The sequence below is a fragment of the Myxococcus llanfairpwllgwyngyllgogerychwyrndrobwllllantysiliogogogochensis genome, assembly GCF_006636215.1.
Classification (GTDB): domain Bacteria; phylum Myxococcota; class Myxococcia; order Myxococcales; family Myxococcaceae; genus Myxococcus; species Myxococcus llanfairpwllgwyngyllgogerychwyrndrobwllllantysiliogogogochensis.
Genome location: NZ_VIFM01000118.1, coordinates 1 through 22,408, shown reverse-complemented (window position 1 = coordinate 22,408; position 22,408 = coordinate 1). Strand labels below are relative to the sequence as shown.

The 22,408-nt window shown below is 69.0% G+C and carries 19 protein-coding genes; 9 read left to right on the top strand and 10 right to left on the bottom strand.

Annotated features, from left to right (window positions below):
* Positions 1-46: 46 nt before the first annotated feature.
* Positions 47-955 (bottom strand): sigma-70 family RNA polymerase sigma factor, encoded by a 909-nt coding sequence (locus FJV41_RS26455; RefSeq protein WP_141645335.1) that lies wholly within the window; start codon positions 953-955, stop codon positions 47-49.
* A gap of 72 nt (positions 956-1,027) precedes the next feature.
* Between FJV41_RS26455 and FJV41_RS26450 the strand changes: the two genes are divergently transcribed.
* On the top strand, positions 1,028-1,333 hold the full coding sequence (locus FJV41_RS26450; RefSeq protein WP_141645334.1) for a hypothetical protein: 306 nt from the start codon (positions 1,028-1,030) through the stop codon (positions 1,331-1,333).
* A gap of 89 nt (positions 1,334-1,422) precedes the next feature.
* On the opposite strand, the gene FJV41_RS26445 is transcribed toward FJV41_RS26450, so the two are convergent.
* Positions 1,423-2,169 carry a hypothetical protein gene (locus FJV41_RS26445; protein ID WP_141645333.1) on the bottom strand — a complete coding sequence of 249 codons (747 nt, stop codon included), beginning with the start codon at positions 2,167-2,169 and terminating at the stop codon, positions 1,423-1,425.
* 344 nt (positions 2,170-2,513) lie between these two features.
* On the opposite strand from FJV41_RS26445, the gene FJV41_RS26440 reads away from it, so the two are divergent.
* From FJV41_RS26440 to FJV41_RS26420, 5 genes are all read left to right on the top strand, one after another.
* Entirely contained in the window at positions 2,514-3,299 is a 786-nt protein-coding gene (locus FJV41_RS26440) for a tetratricopeptide repeat protein (RefSeq protein ID WP_141645332.1), read from the top strand.
* 173 nt (positions 3,300-3,472) lie between these two features.
* The gene (locus FJV41_RS26435; RefSeq protein ID WP_141645331.1) at positions 3,473-4,585 is read left to right on the top strand and encodes an S-(hydroxymethyl)glutathione dehydrogenase/class III alcohol dehydrogenase; all 1,113 of its coding nucleotides are present in this window, start codon (positions 3,473-3,475) and stop codon (positions 4,583-4,585) included.
* Positions 4,582-5,433: an S-formylglutathione hydrolase gene (gene fghA / locus FJV41_RS26430; protein WP_141645330.1), complete on the top strand. Its 852-nt coding sequence runs from the start codon at positions 4,582-4,584 to the stop codon at positions 5,431-5,433. The genes FJV41_RS26435 and fghA overlap by 4 nt, the downstream gene beginning before the upstream one ends.
* 160 nt (positions 5,434-5,593) lie before the next feature.
* On the top strand, positions 5,594-6,682 hold the full coding sequence (locus FJV41_RS26425; protein WP_141645329.1) for an aquaporin: 1,089 nt from the start codon (positions 5,594-5,596) through the stop codon (positions 6,680-6,682).
* 34 nt (positions 6,683-6,716) lie between these two features.
* Positions 6,717-7,997: an MgtC/SapB family protein gene (locus tag FJV41_RS26420; protein ID WP_246137423.1), complete on the top strand. Its 1,281-nt coding sequence runs from the start codon at positions 6,717-6,719 to the stop codon at positions 7,995-7,997.
* Between the two features lie 34 nt (positions 7,998-8,031).
* On the opposite strand, the gene FJV41_RS26415 is transcribed toward FJV41_RS26420, so the two are convergent.
* The 5 genes from FJV41_RS26415 to FJV41_RS26395 all read right to left on the bottom strand — a co-directional run bounded on the left by FJV41_RS26415 (position 8,032) and on the right by FJV41_RS26395 (position 15,449).
* Positions 8,032-8,247: a DUF3185 family protein gene (locus FJV41_RS26415; protein WP_141645327.1), complete on the bottom strand. Its 216-nt coding sequence runs from the start codon at positions 8,245-8,247 to the stop codon at positions 8,032-8,034.
* A gap of 96 nt (positions 8,248-8,343) precedes the next feature.
* Positions 8,344-9,111, bottom strand: a complete 768-nt coding sequence (locus tag FJV41_RS26410; protein ID WP_246137422.1) for a PIN domain-containing protein — start codon at positions 9,109-9,111, stop codon at positions 8,344-8,346.
* A 204-nt stretch (positions 9,112-9,315) separates the two neighbouring features.
* Positions 9,316-10,038 (bottom strand): hypothetical protein, encoded by a 723-nt coding sequence (locus FJV41_RS26405; RefSeq protein WP_141645325.1) that lies wholly within the window; start codon positions 10,036-10,038, stop codon positions 9,316-9,318.
* Positions 10,039-10,104: 66 nt separating this feature from the next.
* A complete protein-coding gene (gene rnr / locus FJV41_RS26400; RefSeq protein ID WP_141645324.1) occupies positions 10,105-13,908 on the bottom strand; it encodes a ribonuclease R in 3,804 nt (1,267 codons plus the stop codon).
* Between the two features lie 107 nt (positions 13,909-14,015).
* Positions 14,016-15,449 (bottom strand): protease inhibitor I42 family protein, encoded by a 1,434-nt coding sequence (locus FJV41_RS26395; RefSeq protein WP_141645323.1) that lies wholly within the window; start codon positions 15,447-15,449, stop codon positions 14,016-14,018.
* Between the two features lie 175 nt (positions 15,450-15,624).
* Here FJV41_RS26395 and FJV41_RS26390 point away from each other — a divergent pair, with 175 nt between their 5' ends.
* From FJV41_RS26390 to FJV41_RS26380, 3 genes are all read left to right on the top strand, one after another.
* On the top strand, positions 15,625-16,857 hold the full coding sequence (locus tag FJV41_RS26390; RefSeq protein WP_141645322.1) for a molybdopterin molybdotransferase MoeA: 1,233 nt from the start codon (positions 15,625-15,627) through the stop codon (positions 16,855-16,857).
* Positions 16,858-16,982: 125 nt separating this feature from the next.
* On the top strand, positions 16,983-17,657 hold the full coding sequence (gene ribA / locus FJV41_RS26385; protein WP_141645321.1) for a GTP cyclohydrolase II: 675 nt from the start codon (positions 16,983-16,985) through the stop codon (positions 17,655-17,657).
* Between the two features lie 49 nt (positions 17,658-17,706).
* On the top strand, positions 17,707-18,543 hold the full coding sequence (locus FJV41_RS26380) for an MBL fold metallo-hydrolase (RefSeq protein ID WP_141645343.1): 837 nt from the start codon (positions 17,707-17,709) through the stop codon (positions 18,541-18,543).
* Between the two features lie 31 nt (positions 18,544-18,574).
* On the opposite strand, the gene lipB is transcribed toward FJV41_RS26380, so the two are convergent.
* The 3 genes from lipB to FJV41_RS26365 form a co-directional block, all read right to left on the bottom strand.
* Positions 18,575-19,660, bottom strand: coding sequence for a lipoyl(octanoyl) transferase LipB (lipB, locus tag FJV41_RS26375; RefSeq protein ID WP_141645320.1), 1,086 nt, complete (start codon positions 19,658-19,660; stop codon positions 18,575-18,577).
* Complete coding sequence (locus tag FJV41_RS26370; RefSeq protein ID WP_246137421.1) at positions 19,657-21,453, bottom strand: ClpX C4-type zinc finger protein; 1,797 nt, start codon at positions 21,451-21,453, stop codon at positions 19,657-19,659. Before FJV41_RS26370 ends, lipB begins: the two co-directional genes overlap by 4 nt.
* A gap of 160 nt (positions 21,454-21,613) precedes the next feature.
* Positions 21,614-22,408: dihydrolipoamide acetyltransferase family protein (locus FJV41_RS26365; protein WP_141645319.1), on the bottom strand; the 795-nt coding region annotated here is incomplete at its 5' end.

Genomic DNA, 22,408 nt, shown 5'->3' with positions numbered 1-22,408 from the left:
CGCCTTCCCGGTTCAAGGGGAAGGTGGGCTCACCCACCTGGGCGGTTCACGATGGAGATGCCCAGGTGGGGACGGGGTCGACGACGGAGAATCGAAGCTGACGGAGACGGGCCCGGTCGCTGATGACGTTGAACGCCGCGACGCGGTCGCCTCGGCGTTCGATTTCGAGGACGAGCAGCGGCCGCCCAAGCGGCGCGACGACGATGCCCAGGGCGCCATTCACGAAGACGGGTCGGGCGAAGCGCGCTCGGCCGGAGTTGGTGAGCGTCTCCTCCGCGACGCGGCGAGCGCCACGAACCTCGGGTTCCTCCTCACCTCGCAGCGCGGCACGGTCCGCACGGCGCACGACGTCTGGAGCCAGCACGGCGAGGAGGGCCTCCAGGTCCCCCGTGCGTGAAGCGGCGAGGAAGGCGTCGATGACCTCACGCTGCTCGCGGAGCTCGGCGGCGGAAACCGTGGGCGTGCCCCGCACCCGCTGACGGGCACGGCTCGCCAGCTTCTTCGCGGCGACAGGGGAGCGCTCGACAATCCCGGCGATCTCCTCGAAAGACACGCCGAACAAATCATGCAGCACGAAGGCGATGCGTTCCGCGGGCCCCAACGCGTCGAGCACCACGAGCAGCGCGAGCCCGACGGACTCCGCCATCACCAGGTCACCCTCCGGATGAGCCTCGGCATCGTGGGCGATGACCCGGTCGAGTTCAGCGACGTCGAGAAACTCCTCACCCCGTCGCTGGCGCGAGCGCAGCGACTCCAGGCACACGCGCGCGACAATCGTGGTCAGCCAGCCCGCCACGTTGACGACGGCACGGGCATCGAAGCGGCTGGCTCGAAGCCAGGTCTCCTGCACCGCGTCGTCCGCCTCGTCGGCGGTGCCGAGCATGCGAAACGCGACCGCCCGCAGGTGGCGGCGGGACCGGTCGAACTGCTCGGCCAACTCGGAGTGATTCGCCATCGGTCACCTTTCATCCGCGCCATTCATCATAGCGAGAGACGCGATGAACGACGCGAGAACAAGGAGCCGGTCATGCCTGTACTGATGGTGCGTTACCAGGTGGCGGAGCAAGGTGTCGCGGAGGTGACTCGAGCGGTCCAGGCCGCGTTCGAGGCCGTGAGGGCACAGCAGCCCAAGGGCCTGCGCTATTCATACTTTCATCGAGCGGGCAGCACCGAGTTCATCGCGCTGCTCGACCTGGATGAAGGCATCGAGAACCCGTTGTTTGGAATCGAGGCGGCCCGAGCGCTGCAAGCCACCGTGGCCCGCTGGGCCGTGGGTGAGCCGCCGAAGCCGCAACCCGTCGAGCGGATCGGCTCGTACGGCAGCGCCCCGTAACGAGACTCGAGGCGGCCCGATGGAGCCCCCGGCGTGGGTCCAAGGGTGGACCCATCGCCGGGACTCCGGAACCCACACTCCGCGAGACACTACACGTCGCAGTCCAGCGGACCCTCCGGGGTCCACGCGCGCTGGAGCATCAGCGAAAAGGCGGTGAGCACCACGGCATCGCGCTCCTCCGCCGACAGGTCCGGTGCCATCCACAGCGTCGCGGGTTTCACCACCTGCACGGAGGCCACCGTCCGCTCATCGCGGAGCAGGTGGAAGCCGAGATAGGACACCGGCAATCCGCGCTGGGACTGGCTGGCGCTCTGGACACTCAAGCGCACCTCGCCCACCTGCGCCTGCCCTCGTACGACCGGGGCCTCCGTGACGGCTCTCTGGCGCTCCGCGGACTGCGTGAGCTCCACGCGCCCGCCCCCCTCCAGCTCGCAGAGGACACGGCTCTGGCCGCGGCCCACGGTGAACTGCCCCTTCAACGCCTCCAGCTCCGCCTGCACGCCCGTCATCTTCTCCTGGCACTCCACCTTCGTCGGACGGGATGACGGCACCCCTGAAGCCAGCGTGAAGCGATAGGCCGACTTCCGCTCGCAGGCGGTGGCGTTGCGCAGCGAGCCGCTCATGAACTCGACCGCATCGGTGGCATACAGCGCGGAGTATCCAGCGGCGGACAGAGTGCCCCCCGTGCCCAGGAACCGCTGGTGCCGCTCGATGGGGACCGGACGGGCCTCGCGCGCCAACGTCTCCGGGACCGCGAGCCTCAACGGGCTGCATGCGACCCCATTGCCCACCATCAGCCCCATCATCAGGACTCCCACCCACCTCTTGCTCCACATCGCCTGACTCCCCCTGACGGGTGTCCCACGTGCTCCCCCGGCCGGGGTGCGGACGCCGCGCCTTGTCGCGGTTCATACGCAGCGAGCGCCGCGCCCTGGCTGTGACTCGCCGAGACCCGTACCCCGAGTGACCGAGCCAGGTGGCCGCTGGTCGAGGTGCCGGGGGCCGGAGGGAGCCCGAAAGCTTGGAGGGCAGGCGCGCTTGGCCTGGGTGCCAGAGCCGGGACTTCAGGTATGCTTGCCGGGCTTTCGGACCCGTGAGGCCGGGTCCCACACGATGAGCGGACAGCAGGATGAAGGGGGCCGGGGTCGACTCCTCAGGCCCGCTCGAAAGGTTCACACACATGAAGCGACTGGCACGAGTCGGTCTGGTGTTCGGAGTTCTCGCCCTGGGCGGCACGGTGGCCTGTAAAGGCGAGGAGGACCTCGCCAAGCCACACCGCATCAAGGGCAGCGATCACCTGAGCAAGAAGGAGTACAAGGAGGCCGCCGCGGCCTACGCGCTGTCACTCCAGGCGGACCCCAAGCAGGAGAAGGTCTGGGAGAAGAAGGCGTTCGCCCACCTCCAGCTCGGGGAGATGGACAAGGCCAGCGAGGCCGTCCTGAAGATCCTCGAGATGAAGACCACGCCGGCCGAGAAGGCCGAGACGTACCGGACGCTCGCCAGCATGAACATGCAGGGCGGTGCCACGGAAGCGGCCGAGAAGTACTTCAACGAGGCCCTGAAGCTCGAGCCGAAGGACGAGGCGTCCCTCGGGTGGATTGCTGAAATCTACGCTCAGCGCGGTGGTGCGCGCTCCATGGCGGCGCCCATCGTCAAGGCCGACCTGGAGAAGTCGCTCAACTATTACGACCAGGTCATCGCCCTCAACCCCAACTCCGCCAACACGTACCTCAACAAGCGCGTGGTGATGGGCCGCCTCATGGAATACGAGCGGCAGCAGAAGGAGATGGCGCTGTCGGAGGCCACCGAGAACGCGAAGGACCCGGCCATCGTCGCCGAGGCGAACGCCCGCGCCGCCGAGCACCAGAAGCGGATGGACGAGTTCCAGGGCCAGTTCGCGGACATGACCAAGAAGTTCAGCGACGCGCAGAAGGCCACCAAGGCCCAGGCGGCGAACGCGCAGTAGTCCCCTCGCCTTCCTGAACCTCCAGGGCCTGGAACCGCGCACCGGTTCCAGGCCCTTCGTTTTTTCTCGAAGGCAGAAGCGTTTCCTGGAGGTCACGGGGTGATTCCGTCGTGCCCCCCAGGCACCGTGCGCATTACGCTGCGCCCCTCAAAACTTCACAGGGAGGCTCGTGTATGGACGTGCGCGCGGCGGTGGCGCTCGAGGCGGGAAAGCCGTTGAGCATCGAGACGGTTCACCTCGAGGGGCCCAAGGCGGGAGAGGTGCTCATCGAGCTGAAGGCCACCGGCATCTGCCACACGGACGAGTTCACGCTCTCCGGGCAGGACCCGGAGGGCTTGTTCCCCGCCATCCTCGGCCACGAGGGCGCGGGCGTGGTGGTGGACGTGGGGCCGGGCGTGACGTCGGTGCGCAAGGGCGACCACGTCATCCCGCTGTACACGCCGGAGTGTCGGCAATGTAAGTCGTGCCTGTCGCGCAAGACGAACCTGTGTACGGCCATCCGCGCGACGCAGGGCAAGGGCCTGATGCCGGACGGCACCAGTCGCTTCCGGTTGGGCAAGCAGAGCGTGCACCACTACATGGGCACGTCCACCTTCGCGCAGTACACGGTGCTGCCGGAGATCGCCGTCGCGAAGATTCGCGAGGACGCCCCGTTCGACAAGGTCTGCTACATCGGCTGCGGCGTGACGACGGGCATCGGCGCGGTGGTGTACACGGCGAAGGTGGAGGCGGGCGCGCGCGTCGTCGTGTTCGGACTGGGCGGAATCGGGCTCAACGTGGTGCAGGCCGCGCGCATGGTGGGCGCGGACCAGATTGTCGGCGTGGACATCAACCCCGCGCGCAAGGCCATGGCGGAGAAGTTCGGCCTCACCCACTTCGTCAACCCGAAGGAAGTCGAGGGGGACCTGGTGCCCTACCTCGTCAACCTGACGAACGGCGGCGCGGACTACAGCTTCGAGTGCATTGGCAACGTGAACACGATGCGCCAGGCGCTCGAGTGCTGCCACCGGGGCTGGGGCGAGAGCATCGTCATCGGCGTGGCGGGCGCCGGGCAGGAGATCAAGACGCGGCCCTTCCAACTCGTCACCGGGCGCGTGTGGAAGGGCAGCGCGTTCGGCGGCGCGCGGGGCCGCACGGACGTTCCCCAGATTGTCGACTGGTACATGAACGGGAAGATCAACGTCGACGACCTCATCACCCACACGCTGAAGCTGGAGGACATCAACCAGGGCTTCGACCTGATGCACCGGGGCGAGTCCATCCGCAGCGTGGTGAAGTACTCATGACGGCGGCCCCCACACTGCTGAGCCAGCACAGCTGCTTCGACGGCACCGTCGGCTTCTACAAGCACGTGTCCGAGGCGTGCGGGGGTGACATGCGCTTCGGCGTCTTCGTTCCGCCGCAGGCGCGGGAGCGCAAGGTGCCGGTGCTCTACTACCTCGCCGGCCTCACGTGCACGGAGGACACCTTCCTCATCAAGGGAGGCGCGCAGCGCGTGGCCTCCGAGCTGGGGGTGATGCTGGTGGCACTCGACACCAGTCCTCGTGGCGCGGGCTATGCCGGCGAGGACGCGTCCTGGGACTTCGGCGTGGGCGCGGGCTTCTACCTGGACGCCACCCAGGCGCCCTGGTCCGCGCGCTACCGCATGGGCACGTACGTCACCCGGGAGCTGCCCGCGCTCATCGCCGAGCACTTCCCCGCCCGAGAGGACCGCGAGGGCATCTTCGGGCACTCCATGGGCGGCCATGGCGCGCTGGTGTGCGCGCTGCGCAATCCGGGGCGATACCGCTCCGTGTCCGCCTTCGCGCCCATCGTCGCGCCCATGCGCGTGCCGTGGGGCCAGAAGGCCTTCAAGGGCTACCTGGGCGAGGACACGGCCACGTGGCGCGAGTACGACGCCACGGAGCTGATCCGTTCCGCGAAGACGCGGCTTCCTCCGCTGCTGGTGGACCAGGGCACGGGCGACAAGTTCCTCCAGGAGCAGCTCAAGCCGGAGCTGCTGAAAGAGGCCTGCGAGGCCACGGGGCAGCCGCTCACGCTGCGCATCCATGACGGGTATGACCACGGCTACTACTTCATCTCCACGTTCATGGAGGACCACCTGCGGCACCACGCCGCGGCGCTGAACGCGTAGCCTCGCGGACACCTCGCGGGGGCCCGGTGACGGACACGTCCGGGCCCTCCGCGAGCGAGCAAGCCCGACCACTCGTCGGCTTTCGCTCGGGCCCTCGCGCTCGCCTTTGACGACCCTTTCGTCGAGGCATAGGGTGGGAGATCCGCTGGAGGGCCGGGCGATGACGGGTGCACTTCCATCCACGACGACACCGTCCGGCACGGGGCGCCTGAACCGGCCCCGGAGGCTCGCGGTCGAAGCGCTCGGCTGCGGGCTGCTCGTGGTGGCACTCGAAGGGGCCCACCACGGCGCGGAGCACCTGGGAGTGAGCGCCACCGACGGGCGCCTCTTCATGTCCCTGGCCGCGGGCGTCGTCCTCGCCTGCCTCACGCTGGTGCTCCAGCCGTTGTCCGGGGCGCACTTCAATCCCGCCCTCACCTTCGCGGATGCGCTGGAGGACGGCACGCCGTGGCGGGACGTTCCGCGCTACGTGCTCGCGCAGCTCGGCGGTGGCCTGGTCGGACGGCTGGTCGCCCACCTCATGTGCGGGGAGCCCCTGCTCATCGCGACGCGTGCGCCTTCGGCCAGCTCCGCGCAGTTCCTCACGGAGCTGGTCGCCACGTTCGGCCTGCTGGTGGTGGTGCGTGGGTGCGTGCGCAGCCGTCCCTCCGCCACGCCCCTGGTCGTCGCGGGCTATGCCGCCGCCACTGTCTGGTTCACCGACTCGCGCTCGCTGGCCAATCCCGCGCTCATCCTCGCGCGCGCCGTGAGCACCCGCGCCAGCGCCCTGCATGCGATGGATGTCGAGTCCTTCGTCGCCGCGCAGATGCTGGGCGCCACGCTCGCCGTGCTGCTCTTCCGCTGGTTGATGATGCCCGCGGAGAAGCCCGCGCACAGGCCCTGGTGCGTCGTCTTCCAGTGCTCGCGTCCGACCGTGGCCGAGCAGGCCGTCACCGTCTTCAATGGCCTCTCCGCCCAGGACCGGGCCCGGGCCCGGGCCACGGTGGATGGCGCCGCGTGTGACGGGGATGCGAACGGACCGCCGCCGCTCGTGGTGCGGCTGGTCCTGGCCGGTGAGGATGCGCCTCCATTGGCGGGAGGCGGCGCTTCCTGGCGGGTGCCCGTGAGTGAAGATGGAACTCCGGATGAGGTGCAGCGACTCCGAGCGTCACTGCGCGAGCCCATCCAGCGATTGTTGCGCGAGCGCGGATGGTCCCGGCTGCACGCCGTGGGCGACGCGGCGCACGAGGCACCACGCCACACCACCTGAAGTCTTCGCTCGACGAAGGAGAGGCTCACCCTTGATGGAAGGACTTCCGCCGGCCGTCTCCTGGCCGCCGCTCGAGACGTTGATGCGCTTGACGCTGGCCCTGGGCGTGGGGCTCTTCGTGGGATTGGAGCGCGAGTGGCGTGGCAAGGAGGCCGGCTTGCGCACCTTCGGCTTCGCATCGCTGCTGGGTGCGATGGGCGGGCTGCTGGGCACTCCGTTCGCCATCACCGCCGTGGCCCTGCTGGGTGTGCTGGTGGGCTTCCTGAACTGGCAGTCGCTGCGCGCGAACGAGGGCGCGGAGCTGACCACCTCCGCCGCGCTCCTCGTCACCGGCTTCACCGGAGTGCTGTGTGGATTGGGGCATGTGGTGACACCCGCGGCGGTGGCCGTGACGAGCGCGGGGCTGCTCACATGGAAGGAGCGACTGGCGGGCTTCAGCAGCAAGATCACCGCCGAGGAGCTGCGCTCCGCCATCCTGCTGGCCATCCTCGCCTTCGCCATCTACCCGGTGTTGCCGACCGCGCCCGTCGACCCATGGGGGCTCATCGTGCCCCGCGTGGCGTGGGTGACGGTCATCCTCATCGCGGCGATGGGGTTCGTGAACTACGTGTTGCTCAAGCTCTTCGGCACGCGCGGCGTGGAGGTGACGGGATTCCTGGGAGGGCTCGTCAACAGCACCGTCACGGTGACGGAGCTGGCCCATCGCGTGAAGGAGACGGACGGACGGCTCCAGGACGTGGCGTATCGAGGCGTCATGCTGGCCACGGCGGCGATGGCGATGCGCAATGCCGCACTGCTCGGCATCCTGTCCTATCGGGCGCTGGTGAACTCCGTGGTGCCGCTCACGCTCATCCTGCTGTCGAGCATCGGGCTCGCGCTGGTGAGGGCCCGCAAGACTCCGAGCAGCGCGGCCGCCGTGCCGTCGCTGCCCCTGGAGAGTCCCTTCTCGCTCACGTCCGCGCTCAAGTTCGGAGCGATGCTGTTGCTGTTCCAGGTCGTGGGCACGGTGGGGCAAAGCCTCCTGGGCCACGCGGGTTTCTATGCGGTGAGCGCGCTGGGAGGACTGGTGTCGAGCGCCTCGGCGGTGGCCTCGGCCGCGTCACTGAGTTCGCATGGGTCGCTGTCACCGACCACCGCGGGAGTCGGCGCCACCATCGCGTCACTCGCGAGCGCCGCCGTCAGCTTCGTGGTGGTGGCACGAGTGGCGGGGCAGCGGGCGCTCACCGTGCGATTGGGATGGGCCCTCGGCACGGTGTTCGTCCTGGGCCTCGCCGGGGCCTTCGTCCAGACCCGAATCGGAGGGCTGTTCCCCTGATCCCTGGGGCCGAGTCGAGCGGGTCGGTCCGCGGCTAACGACGCTTGCGCGAGCCGCCGCCGAGAAGTGCGAGGAGGATGCCGCCCGCCAGCGCGGCGCCGCCGCCCGCGATGTACAGCGTGGTGTTCTCGCTGTACTTGCCCGTGAGGGCCTGCGTCGCGCGCTCGGTCAACGACTCGCGCGCATTCAGTCCCGTCCACAGCAACACGCCGCCCGCGACGGCGAGCATCACTCCCACGAGCCGAATCATTCCCACGGTGACTCCTCGAGTTGAACCGAGAGCGTTATAGCGCCCCAGGAGAGCGCCCGGTGGAAATGAGGGGCGTCCCCCAACGGCGTCGCCTGCCTACTCCTGCGCGGACGACTGAGCCGGCTGCTTGGGCTGCTTCGCCAGGTCCATGAGCTTCCTCATCCGGGTGGCGGTGTCGTCCTCGGGGAGGATTCCAGCCTGCTCCGCGATGGTGTCCGCCGCCTTCCGCCGACGCTCTTCCTGCAGCGCGGCCACCGCTTCGTGGTCGGGAAGGTTCGGCCCGAGTCCCCCCACGACGGCGGCACGAATGCTCATCGCCGCGTTCCTCACCACCTGCGCGTTCTGGAAGACCGTCCCCTGCTCCTTGGACTGCGTCGCGCCAGTCCCGTACGCGGACACCACGCCACTGAGAAGCGTGAAGGCCTTCACGGAGACAAGCCTCCCGCCGCTCGACCCCACCGCGTCCTCCAGCATGACATGCGGCATGACCCACACATCCGGAGAAATGCCCTTCTCACGGGCGGCGGCGATGCGATCCTCATCCGACGCACCGATTCGCGCCGCGCTGCCAGTCAGCCCAGTCACCGGCACGATGCGCAACAGGGGGTCGGCGGAGAGTTCGCGCCGGAGAGATTCGTCGAGCTGCTTCCGGTCGAGCGCCTTGGAGAGCGCTTCGGCGACCGTCGTCTCGAACACGGCGACCTGGATGGGGTCCTGGGGCGAACGCCGAGGTGCTTCGGCGATGGCCTTGGCGTAGGCCTCCTTGTCGCGCTCCTTCGCGTCGATGCGTGCCTGCTCCGCCGGGTCCGAGCTGCGAACGGTGGTCTTACCGTCGAGCCCCGTCGAGGTCGTGGTCACGGTCATTCCGGCACAACCGACGAAAGCGAAGACAACCAGGGCTGAGACAAGGGCGCGCGAATACATGTCATCTCCGGGGGGACTGTGCAGGAGGACTGACCATGGACCGTCAATGTCCATGGGCACGCTCAGGACGAGGTCCCTGGAGAAAAATTCACACGGGACAGGTGGCAGTGTCGCGCGCCTCGAGTGGCCCCAATGGGCGCGCGCTCAGGCCAGTCGATACGGCTCGCCCCTGAAGCCCTCTGCGCGGAGTTCGTCCGCGAGCACGAGGTAGGGGTTGTCGGCCGGGTCCAATCCCCGCAGGAACGCGTCCCATGCGGCGCGGTCCGCCGCCTCATCGAGAGGCACGGTGAGCGACTCGAACCAGGCACGCGGAATCGGTGGTTCGGCGGAATGGTCGAAGGTCCGTGCGCTGTGCGAGAACCCAGCGCTGCACGGATGGGCCGCGCTCAGTGCGGCCAAGGTGCGTTCCAGCCAGTCCTCGTACCCACTCGACGCGGGCACCACCCTGCGCGCGAGGTGCGCGGATTTGACCGCGGTCCATTCGAGCGCCGTGCGGCTCTTGCCCCAGGCGAAGTGCAGGTCATCGAGGAGGATCAGCGCCTTCTGGCGAGGCCCGTCGGGATCTCCCTTGCGATTGACCTCGTCACGGACGTCGTCGAAATCCAGGCTCCTCGCATAGCCCGTGTCGAGGATGGATGCCCAGGCGGCCTCGACACGCTGGAGCGGATCTCCGACATCCGTGTGGCCATCCAGCCGAAAGAGCACCCACTCCAGGCAAGCCAGGCCAAGAGCCGCCTTGGCTTTGTAGTCGAGCGACCAGATCTTCTCGACCAACTGCCGAGGCTGCGCGTTCGGATCGCTGAACGAGACAGCGATTTCGTTGCTCCAAGCGAAGGACAGCGGCGCCGAAGACAGGTCGGCCGGCATGTAGCGAGGACGGTGAAGCACGCGAATCTCCAGTCCAGCGTCCTCGATACACGTCAGCGACAGGCTTCAGCGCTTCGTCCGCCCCTTGACCGCGCCGCGCCCCTTGCCACCCGACGCAGGTGACTTGCCGGGCTTCGCCGCGCTCTTCGCCTGGACCTTGGGAGCCTTCGACCGGGGCGACTTCACCTGGGTCTTGGGCACCTTGGACCTGGTCGGCTTCGCCGTGGCCACCTTGGCCTTCGCGACCTTGGCCTTGGGCGACTTCTTGGCGACGGGCTTCGAAGGAGCGGCCTTCTTTGCCGCGGCCTTCTTCACCGGAGCCGGAGCCTTGCCCGAAGCGGCCTTCTTCACCGTGACGACGGGCTTCTTGCCCACCGCCTTCGGTCTCGCGGTCGGAGAACGCGCCACCGGGGCCGCCTCCGAGGACGCCTTGGCCGCACCACGCTTGACGGCGGTCGTGCGCTTCGGTGCCTTCTCGGGCGAGGGCTTGACGCTCTCGCTCTTGGGCCCTGGCTGCGTGGCTACCTCCGTGGGCCGAGCCACAGGCGACTCGGACACAGGCGGAGCGCGGACTTCCGCCGCTGGGGGCGACAGACGCTCAGGCGACTTCGCGGGGACCTCCGCGGGCCGCGCCGCCGCCACCTCGGGCGTCGAACGCGCTGCGGGCTCTCGCTGCTCGCGAACCGGCGGCTTCGCTGGAGGCTCGGGCGGAACCGAAGGCTGCCAGTTCTCTGGCGCGAACTCGGGCTTCGTCTCCGCGGGCGGCTTCGGAGGCACGAACACGGATGCGGGGCGGTTGAAGCGAGAGTCCTTCGACGCGGGCTTGCCTCCACGTCCCGGCCCCTGCCCATGACGCGGCTGCGAGGGCCGGCCACCCTTCCCCACGGGCTGGCTCTGCGAGGCCAACGCACGCAGCCGGTCAAAGCCGGGATGCGGTGACGCCCCCATGCTCTCGCTCGTGCTCGGATCCGACCAGGACGTCGTCGTGTCAGGCACCTCGGGAACGGTTTCCTCGCGGACCTCTTGCGTCTCCTGCACGGGCGCGCTGCTCACATCCGAGCTCGCGCCCTGCTCCGGCCGCACGAACATCCGCCGCTTCGGCCCGTGAGCTTCTCCCGGAGACCGAGCCCCCGGAAGACCGGCTTGCGTCTTCGCCGTGTCGTCTCGCCAGGGCTTCTTGAACGTGGACTCGCTGCGGGGAGGCGAGGCCTCCTCGCGTCGCCCCTCGCGCACGAAGCGCCCACGAGGACGAGAGGGTTCCTCACGCGCGGCCCAGGAGCGAGCCGGCGCTCCCTTGGTCGTGTCGCGCTCCCACTGTCCGGGCTTGCCCGGCTTGGGCTTGCCGTACGGCAGTTGCTGCTCGCGCGGCTCGGGGCGACGACGCGCGGGTGCGCCACCCTCATGACGCGACAGCGGCGCTTCGCCCGCGAACTGGAGCGCGTCGAAGTCGATCTTCCGCGCCGTCGGATTCGCCGATAGCAGTCGCACGCGCAGCTTCTGCCCCACGCGCACGCGCCGCCCGTTCGGATACACGAGCGAGTGCGTCTGCTTGTCCAGCTTCGAGCCGGGCCCCAGCGTCTCCGCCTTCACCAGACCCTCGACGTGCTCGGCGTCCAGTTCGACGAAGAACCCGAAGTCGGTGATGGCCGCCACGGTGGCCGCGAACTCCTCGCCGACCCGGTCCTTCATCATCAGGGTCGCGTAGAAGGACACCACCTCCCGCTCCACCTGCATGGCCGCGCGCTCCCTGTCGGAGCACTGCATGGCCATGTCCTCGAGCTTCTCCTCCTCGCGGTCCAACATCGCCAGGGACGGCTTGCGCCCCTCCCGCGCCCAGTGCGCCTTCAACAGCCGGTGCACCAGCAGGTCCGGATACCGCCGGATGGGCGAGGTGAAGTGCAGGTAGTGCTCCGCCGCGAGGCCGTAGTGGCCCACCTTCGACGGCGTGTACACGGCCTGCATCATCGAGCGAAGCAGGAGCTGGTTCAGCGCCCGCTGCTCCGGGTGACCCGTGAGCTGGCTGATGAACGCATCCAGCTCCTTCGAGGACACGCCGTCGTCGATGACCAGCTTGAAGCCATACGCCTGCGCCAGCGCCCCGAAGGCAGCCAGCTTCTCCGGGTCCGGCTCGCCATGGAACCGGTACACCGTGGGCAGGCCCTCGTCCTGGAAGAAGCGCGCCACCGCCTCGTTGGCGGCGAGCATGCACTCCTCGATGAGCCGGTGGCTGTCCTTGCGCTCGCGCTTGTCCATGCGCTCGGGCAGGCCGTCCTTGCCCAGCACTACCTTGTGCTCGGGGATGTCGAAGTCGATGGCGCCCCGCTCCTTGCGCATCTTCATCAGCGCGCGGGCCAGCGACATCATCTTCTCGAAGTGCGGCTTGAAGGCATCGCGGTGCGGCACGCTCTTGCCGTCGAGGACGTCCTGCACCTCGTTGTACGTGCAGCGCGCCGCGCTGCGCATCACCGCCGGGTAGAGCGTGGACGAGCGCCGCTGTCCCTGGGCGTCGAACGTCATGTCCGCCACCATGCACAGCCGGTCTTCGTCCGGCCGCAGGGAGCAGATGCCGTTGCTGAGCCGCTCCGGAAGCATGGGCAGCACGCGGTCCGGCAGGTACACGGACGTCGCGCGACGCAGGGCCTCCGCGTCCAATGCGCTGCGCTCGCGCACGTAGTGCGTCACGTCCGCGATGGCGACCACCAGCCGCCACCCGCCCGCGAGGTCCTCCACGTACACCGCGTCGTCGAAGTCGCGCGCGTCCTCACCGTCGATGGTGACGAGCTGCATCGAGCGCAGGTCCTTGCGCTGCTCGCCGCTCGCCTCTTCCTCCGACACCTTCACGGCGTAGCGGTCCGCCTCGTCCATGACCTCCGGAGGGAACTCGTCCGAGAAGCCCTGCGAGTAGGCGATGCCAATCACTTCCGAGCTGGGAGTCCCCGGCTTGCCGAGCGAGCCGGCCACCTCGCCGAACAGTCCGCGTCCCGGCTCCAACAGGTTCGCGCCCACGCCCAGGCGCACCTTCACCAGGTCTCCTTCCTGGGCCATCTGCGTCTGCGGCACGCGGATGGGGCCGGGAAGGCTGGTGTCGGTGGGCAGCACCAGCGCATGGCGGCCCTGCGTCGTGTAGACGCCCACCGCCAGCTCGCGGCGACGGTCGACGACGCGCACCAGGCGCCCCTCGTACCGGCCGGGCCGACCCGCCACTTCCACCACCACCCGGTCATTGTCGAGCGCGCGCTGCGCCTCGGCGGGAGGCAGGAAGATGTTCTCGCCCTCTCCACCCACCGGATGCACGAAGCCGAAGCCGTCGCGGTGGACGTGGAGGATTCCCTCCACCGTGTCCAACACCTCGCCGAACGCCGGACGACGCGGGCCCCGATGACCGAAGCGCTCGCGCCCCTCGTCACGACGCGACGAGCCCGGCTTGTTGAAGTCCCGGCGCTCGCGGCCACGCGCGCCGTCGGTCCGCGCGAAATCTCGCGAGCCTTGGGCGTTGGGTGAGCGGCCCTTGAAGCCACCGCCCTCCTGGCCTCGGGCACCCTGGCCCGTGAGGCGTTCGCGCGTGGGGGCGTCGTAGGGGCGCCCCTTCTCCTGCCGGGGTCGGTGGTCGCCGCGCACGGCGACGACGTCCGGCACGTCGGGAGCTATGGGGGGAGGAACAGGCAGGCCGTCATCACGCCGAGGTTGGGGGCGCAGGAAGCGCTTGCCCTCCTTGACGATGTGGCCCTGACGCACGAGGTCCCGGAGGGAGCGCTTGAGCTCGGTCTGCTGGCCAGGGTGCAGGCCCGCGAGTCGCAGGAGCTCCTTGATGCCCAGCGGGTGGTCGGCGTCGGAGAGGATCTGCTGGAGAAGGTCGGAAGAAATGCTCACGGTGGGGTCGCGGCTCGGCCGCTACGGGAACGGGTAAGCCCGAAGCGGCCGGGCGGGAACCCCCCGGCGACCGACTGCTTCCCGGAACCTTCTCCAGGAAGCGAAGTTCAGGGCTTGACCGTGACGTTGATCTTGAAGGAGCGGTCCACCAGGCCCGGCGTCAGCGCCTTGGCCAGGAAGAACTCCACCTCGAAAGTCCCCGGGTTTCGGGGAGTGAAGAAAAACTCGCGCGTGGCCGAGCCGCCGTTGGGGCCCGGTTCGAAGTTGGCTTCGCGCAGACCCACGCGCTTGGCCGCCGTCGGCTCGATGGCCCAGGTGAACCCGGGCTGCTCGGGCAGGCGCACGGTGAGGCCGTGGTTGAGCTTCACGTCGACGGACGTGGGCACCTCGCCCTCGATGTGGACCATCTCCATCTCGTCGCGCGACACGGCGCGAGCTTCCGACGGACGCGGCTCCACGTTCTCCGCGGTGATGCGACCACCCCAGCCGGAGAGCTTGTCCACCACGCCCATGACCTGCAGCGTGTGGCCCACGTTCTTGCGCAGGCTCTTGACGGCGGCCTTGCCCTCGATGAGGAACGACACCTGCTGGCGCGTGCCGCCGTTGGAGACGACGAGGATGAACTCCTCGCCGTTCATCTCCAGATTTCCGCGCACGGCCGCGAAGCCCTTGATGCCCGCGCCCATGCCGGCCGCCGTCACCATGGAGACTTCACCGGGCGACAGGTAGCGCAGCCGGGGCTCGGTGTCCGCGGGCGGAGCCTCCACGACCTCGGCCTCCGGCTTCTTCGCGGAGTACTTGCGCACGTCCACCACGCCGCCGTGGTTGGTCGTCTTGCGGATCATCCCGCTGACGGAGACCTTGTGGTTCACGTAGGCGGGGAGGACTTCCTGATCCGGTCCCTGCAGCAGGAACGTGAGCTCTCGCTTGTCGCGCCCCACCACCACCAGGTTGGGCATCTCGTTGAGGACGACCAGACGGCCCTTGAGGCTGCCCTCGCCCATCACGCCACGACCCTCGCCCGCGGTGAGCAGCTGCTCCATCTCACGCTTGGTGAGCGGCTCGCCCGGGGGCGGCAGCTTGGTGGCGCGAGGACGCGGCTTCTCCACGGCGGGAACCGCGGGAGCGGAGGCGGCCTTTCCGGCGCCCTTGCCCGTCGTGCCCTTCGTTCCAGCGGGAGTCTTCGCAGCGGGAGCCGCCGCCTTCGCCGTCGCGGACTTCGCGGCGGGAGCGGGCTTCGCCGCTGACTTCTTGGAAGGCGCCTTCTCCGCGGCCTTCTCCTTCTCGACAGCCTTGTCCTTCTCGATGACCTTCTCCTTCTCGGGAGCGGTCTCGACGGCCGCCTTCTTCGCTGCGGCCTTCGCGCCCTTCGTCACCGAATCCCCGACCCCCTTCACCAGCTTCGTCGTCGAGGTAGCGACCCGCTTGGACGCGTTCTTGATCAGGTCCAGCCGGGCGGATTTATCCTTCTTCGCGGCGGACTTCGCGCCAGTCTTTCCAGCGGGAGTCGCCTTCTTGGCCCCGGACTTGGGCTTGGCCATCGACGCTGTCTCCTTGAGAGTTCCCGTGTACTTTCAACGGGTTGCCACGCCACCCCCAGGAGGACTGGCAGGCTTCGCGATGATTGGAGCTTGTAACGATGATCAGATGGGCTGTCAAACTAACACTTGATTTTCTCTCGGACTTTGGGTGCGAACCGGGCTGAAGATGACGCCCATGAACGACGCCGCGACGCTGCTTCCGGAAGACGAGGCCCGAGCCCGGGTGCTGGCCCTGGCCACGCCCCTGTCGGCCGAGTGGCTGGCCCTCGATGATGCGCTGGGCAGGACGCTGGCGGAGGACGTGCTTGCCCAGCGGACGCTGCCTCCCTGGGACAACTCGGCGATGGACGGCTACGCGGTGCGTGCCGACGACCTGGCGGGCTCGCTGCCAGTGAGACTGCCGGTGTTGGAGACCGTCTACGCGGGCGGCACGCCGCGCCAGGAGGTCCGACCGGGCACCTGTGTGCGGATCATGACGGGCGCTCCCCTCCCCGTGGGCGCGGACGCCGTGGTCATGCGCGAGCGGGTCCGCCCCGTGCCGGATGGGGGCGCGGATCAGGTGGACATCCTGGAGGCCGTGGAGTCGGGCCAGCACGTGAGGCCCCGCGGCGAGGACGCGAAGGAAGGGACGCTCTTGCTGGCCCGAGGCACCCCGCTGGGCATCCCCGAGCTGGGGCTGCTCTGGGCCCAGGGCATCCTGTCGGCGCCGGTGCCGCGCGCGCCCCGGGTGGCCATCCTCTCCACGGGCGACGAGCTGTGCCGCGCCGACGAGCCCCCCAGGGGCCGCATCGTCGACACCAACGCCCCGTCACTGGCGCTCGCGGTCCGCCGCGCGGGCGGGCACCCGTCCCTGCTGGGCATCGCCCAGGACACGCGGGACTCCGTGGGCGAGTTCCTGTCGCGCGCCCACGGCTTCGACGTGGTGCTCACCAGCGCGGGCGTGTCCGTGGGCGAGCGCGACTACGTGAAGGAGGTCCTTGCCGCCATCGGGGTGCAACAGCACCTGTGGCGCGTGGCCATCAAGCCGGGCAAGCCGCTGGTGGTGGGCAAGCGCGGGAGCACGCTGTTCTTCGGTCTGCCGGGCAACCCCACCTCGTCGCTGGTCACCTTCGAGCTCTTCGTCAGGCCGGCGCTCCGCAGGCTGCTCGGCCACACCGACGTGGACCCCTCGCGAGTGCCTGGGCGCCTGGACGGTCGGCTGTCCAAGCCTCCAGGGCTGGCGCACTTCGTCCGGGTGACGGCTGCCTGGAAGGACGGCAACCTCTGGGCGCGCCCCCTGGCCACCCAGACGTCGGGCGTGCTCCGTTCCGCGGCGACGGCCACGCATCTGCTGCACTTCGCGCGGGAAGCCAGCAGCTTGTCTCATGGAGACCCGGTGGAATTGTTGCCGCTCTCCTGGGGGGCTTGAGAAACCGGAGCCGTCCATCGTGCATCTTTGCGGAGGATTTCAGGCGGCAGCGGTGGTGAGTCCGCCTTGACTTGCGCGCATGGGGGCACCAAACAGGGGGCCTCGCATCTGGAGAATGAACCATCATGTCGGACATTCGCTCACCCCAGGTTCTTCCGACCCGTAAACCGACGCAGCACCTGGAGCGGTTCTCGGAGGCGGACATCCCCACGGAGCGGGGGCCCCTGCGGACCATCGTGTTCAGGGATCGCCGCAACGGTCGAGAGCACGTGGCGCTCGTCGCGGGCAACGTGTCCGCTGAGGAAGGGGTGCCGGTGCGAATCCACTCCGAGTGCCTGACGAGCGAGGTCTTCGGCAGCTTGAAGTGTGACTGCCGCGAGCAGTTGGACCGGGCGCTGGACTTCATCACCCAGCAGAAGCTGGGCGTGGTGCTCTACCTGCGACAGGAAGGCCGAGGCATCGGCCTGGGCAACAAAATCAAGGCGTACGCCCTCCAGTCCAAGGGGCTGGACACGTATGAGGCCAACCGTCAGCTCGGCTTCGCGGACGACCTGCGCAGCTACGACATCGCGGCGGAGATGCTGCGCTCGCTGGACGTACGCTCGGTGGACCTCATCACGAACAATCCGCTGAAGATCGCCGGGATGGTGGAGGAAGGCATTCCCGTCCTGCGTCGAATCCCTTCCCGGACCGAGCACAATCCGCATAACGTCGACTACCTGAGGACGAAGCGCGAGCGTACGGGGCACCTGATTGAGCTCTTCGCCGAGGACGACGACACGGAAGCCAAGGCCGGCTGAGAAGACGCCTGCGCGGCGGCGCAACGCCGTCGTGCGTAATCAAGCCCGTGTGCCTTTCGAGGTGCGCTTCTGGGGAGTGCGCGGCTCCATCCCCTCCCCTGGTCCGCAGACGAAGCGCTACGGCGGCAACACGCCGTGCGTGGAAGTGCGGTGTGGGGACGAGCTGCTGATCTTCGACCTGGGCTCGGGAGCGCGTGCGCTGGGCGATTCCTTGCTCATGGGCCCCCCCGGGCCGGTGCGCGGCAACATCTTCATCTCGCACTACCACTACGACCACCTGCAGGGCCTTCCCTTCTTCGCGCCCATCTTCATCCCGACGAGCGAGCTGACCCTGAACGGGCCGTCACGCAACGGGCGCACCACCCGGGAGCTGCTGGGTGGGCAGATGGTGCAGCCCTACTTCCCCGTGACGGCGGAGGGGGCCTTCCGCGCGAAGCTCACGTACCGGGACCTCTCTCCGGGAGGAACGCTCCAGCTCGGCCCCGCCCAGGTGCGCTGGTTGGAGTTGAACCACCCGGGCGGCAACCTGGGGTACCGCGTGGAGTGCGGTGGGCGCTCCGTGGTCTACGCCACGGATGTCGAGCACGGCAGTGATCTGGACTCGGGGCTGTTCGACTTCGCGCGGGGCGCGGACCTGCTCATCTACGACTCCATGTACACGGAGGACGAGTACCACGGCCGCTGTGGGCCGGCGCGCACGGGCTGGGGGCACTCGACATGGCAGGCCGCCGTGGCCGCCGCGGACGCCGCGCAGGTGAAGACGCTGGTGCTCTTCCACCATGACCCCTCGCGCGACGACGCGGCCATGGACAAGCTGCTGCGGCAGGTGCGCAGGCGCCGCCCGGAGGCCATCGCCGCCAAGGAGTCGATGGTCATCAAGCTGTAGCCGCGCGAAGCGGGCGCGGCCGTGGCTTCATTCAGGCGTCGCGCGCTGACACCGCGCGCTTCACCGCCTCGCGCAGCCCCGCGAATGGCAGGCGCTCCAGGGCGGTGGGGACGTCCACCCACTCGAAGTCATCGTGCTCGGGGCCCAGGCGGACCTCGGTGTCCGGCGCGACGTGGACGGCGAAGCCACTCTCCTCCGCGAGCACGGGCGGCAACGTCTCGCCGATGGCGAAGGAGTGACGGTAGGCCAGGTCCTCCACGGGAAGTCGAAGGCCCGTCTCCTCCTCCAGCTCTCGGATCGCGGCCTGGGTGGGTGACTCTCCATCCTCCACGCGGCCGGTGAGGATCTGCCAGAAGCCGCCGCGCTCGGGACGACGTCGCACGAGCAACACGCGCGCCTCCGGGCCTCGACCTCGCACGACGGCGATGCTGACGGTGCGCATGGGCGCGGGGGCATCCACGCGCTCGCTGTCGAACACGGCGCAGAAGCTCCGGGCGAGCGCCTCTTCCACATCCGGGACAGGGACTGCGTGCCCGCGCTCCCGCTGCATGGAGGTGACACCGGCCTCGCGGATTCCGCAGGGCACGATGAAGCGGAAGTGCTCCATCTTCGTGTTCACGTTGAGCGCGAAGCCGTGCGTGGTGAGCCACCTGGACAGGTGGACACCGATGGCGGCGATCTTCCGCGCGTCGGGCGCACCCTCCTCGCCAATCCACACGCCGGGCCACTTGACGATGGGGCCCGCGGTGATGCCCCACTCGGACAGGACCTGCATGATGGAGCGCTCCACGTCACGCACGTAGCGGCGGACGTCGCGGCGCGACTCAGGGAGCAGGAAGATGGGGTAGCCGACTATCTGGCCGGGCCCGTGGTAGGTGACGTCGCCACCCCGGTTGGTCTCGAAGACATTCACGTCCTCGGCGGAGAGGCTCGCGTCGGAGGCGGTGATGTTCTCCCGCTTCGCGCCCCGGCCCAGCGTGAGCACGGGCGGGTGCTCCAGCAACAGCAGCACGTCGCCGCTCAGGCCCTCCCGACGTGAGTCGCCGAAGAGGCGCATCAGGTTGAGGCCGTCCTCGTACTCCACCCGGCCGAGCCGGTAGACGGTGATGGTGTTCACGACGTTCCCTTCCGCCGGCCCTTTCGAGGGGGCGTCGGCTTCGTCACGTTCTCGAGTTCCCAGGTACCTGGGGGAACCCGCTGGAGGAGTGCCTGGAGTTCATGGCCGGCGCGGGGGGAGCGCTCGGCCTCGGCGGCGAAGGCGGAGAGGACGCTGTCGGACAGCGAGGTCCCCGGCGCACGCAGCGCCAGTCGCGCGCGGGCCATCTCCACGTAGTCCTCGCGCGTGGGCGGGTGCAGACTGAGCAGAACCTGGACGTGCTCCAGGATGCTCACGGGGATGACGCCTCGCACCGCGCGCGACAGGGCCTCCGTCGTGGGCACCAAGAGGCGCTCCTCGCCTCCGCGCAGGCTGAGTTTCCCCGGCTCGGGTGCGAGTCCTCGCGCGCTGAGCACCACGGAGGGCCGCGACTCACGAGCGAGGAAGACGGAGAGCGCGGCCTGGTGCTCCGTGCTCAGACGATCCACGTCCTCGACGAACAGGGGCGAGGCCGACGAGTCCTCCGCGAGCGAGGCCACCGGGGTGATGGCCCCCCTGCCCTGTCGCTGGAGCATCTGGAGCAGGACGCTCTTGCCCCAGCCCTCGGCCCCCACCAGCAGGACGCAGCGAGAACCCGACTGGAGCGCTCGCTCCATCGACGAGCGGACATCGGGCTGGCCCACGAAGTCCATCGCGGCCGAGGCACGCACCGGCGAGCGAGGACGCGTCGGGAGCGGCACGGGACTCACGTCTCCGAGCAGCGATGCGGACTCCGTCAGACACGCCTTGCAGATGAAGGCACCGGCCGGTCCCGCGACCAGGTCTCCGACCTCCGCGCGAGGCCGGCAGCAGAACGAGCACCACGCATCCAGCGCCGCGTCCGCGCGAGCGGGTCCGCGCTCGATGATTCGCGGTCCGCGCCTGCGCCTCGGCGTGGTGTCGTCCTCCGACGCGTGCGCGGCGAAGGCCTCCACATCCGAGTCTCGCGCATCGGACTGCCCCGTCGGCGCGAGCAGCCCATCTCCGAACGGTTCCTCACCTTCCGGCGAGCCGGGTCTCCATCGTGACTCGAAGAGCTGCTCGTCCACGGCGCCAGGTGGTCGCTCCGCACGCACGAACTCCGAACCGCGAGAAGGCAACGCATCCCGAGCCACGGACGGAACCGTCCCACGCGGAGTGGACTCCGCCGAAGCCGCGCTCCGGCCGACCAGAAACTCCAACCCCTTCGAGCCCCCTGACTCCACCGAGGCCTCGCTCTGAGCGGACAGGAACTCCAACCCCTTCGAGTCCCCTGGGTCCACGGAGGCCGCGCTCCGCGCCGGATGAAGCTTCTGCCCCTCGGACGCCCCTGGGTCCACCGAGGCCGCGACCCGGGCGAGCTGGGCCTCGAGCCGCTGGAGGTCCTCGCTCACTTCCGTGTCCAGCACCCAGGCCGCGAGCTCGGGGGACTTCCCTGTCGGCTGCGACTCCACGTCGCGCAGCGCGTCCTGGATGAGGCGTTGCCGACGAACAAGCTCAGGGAGAGGGAGGTCCTCCACGGACAGCAGCAGTTGGCCGTCGTCGTCCTCCTCCCCCCCTTCAGTCGCCGGCAACGTCTCCGTCATCCCTTCGAGGCGGTTCACCTCCTCGAGGATGTCCAGGCGGCTCGTATCCAGCCTGCGCGCATGGCGCAGCAACTGGAGCGCTCGGGGGGCATTGCCCGCGTTCCGATAGAACGCCGCCGCTTTCTGGAGGCACTCCACGGCGCGAGTCACGTCACCCCGCAGCTCGGCGGACTGCGCGGCGCGGATCAGCTCGCGAGGGTTCTCGGCCATACGGACAGAGCCTAACCGTCTTGGTGGACCACCGCCCGGCCTCGACGCATTCCACGAGACGCAATCGCCGGCGAGCGGTCAGCCCCCTCCCCGGCGGCCCAGGGGACATCCCAGCCTCGAAACCCGGGCGACCACACCACCCGGGCCTCTGGGCGAGACATCACGCCATGGCCAGGAACAGCAGGTCCGGCTTCTCCAGGTACTTGATGACTTCGTAGACGAAGTCCGCGGCCACCGAGCCGTCGATGACGCGGTGATCGCACGACAGCGACAGGTTCATCATGTCGCGGATGACGATCTGATCCTTCACCACGGCCGGGCGCTTCTTGAGCTTGTGCACGCCCATGATGCCCACCTCGGGGTGGTTGATGATGGGCGTGGCGAACAGGCCACCGCTCTGCCCCAGCGAGGTGATGGTGAAGGTGCCGCCCGTCAGCTCCTCCAGCTTCAGCTTCCGCTCCTTCGCGGCAGCTCCCAGACGCGCCGTCTCGCGAGCAATCTCCGCCAGCGTCAGCCGGTCCGCGTCCTTCACCACCGCCACGGTGAGGCCATCCGGCGTCGCCACCGCCATGCCGATGTTGTACTCGCCACGCACCACCAGCTCCTGCGCCGCCTCATCGAAGTTGGCGTTGAGGTGCGGGAACTTCTTCAGCGCGGCGATGGTCGCCTTGATGATGAACGGCAGGTAGTTGAGCTTGGTGTTGTCACCCGACGCCGCGAGCTGCGCGTTGAGCCGGGTGCGCAGTGCCACCAGGTCCGTCGCGTCCACTTCTTCCACGAAGGCGAAGTGCGGCATCGTGAACTTCGAGCGCACCATCTTCTCGGCGATCTTCTTGCGCAGCCCCCGCAGAGGAACGCGCTCGTCCGCCCGACCCGACGACACGGCCGGCACCGCGGGACGCGCCTGCGAGGGAGCCGCCACCACGTTCTTCTGCTCCCCGCCCCCCTCCAGCGC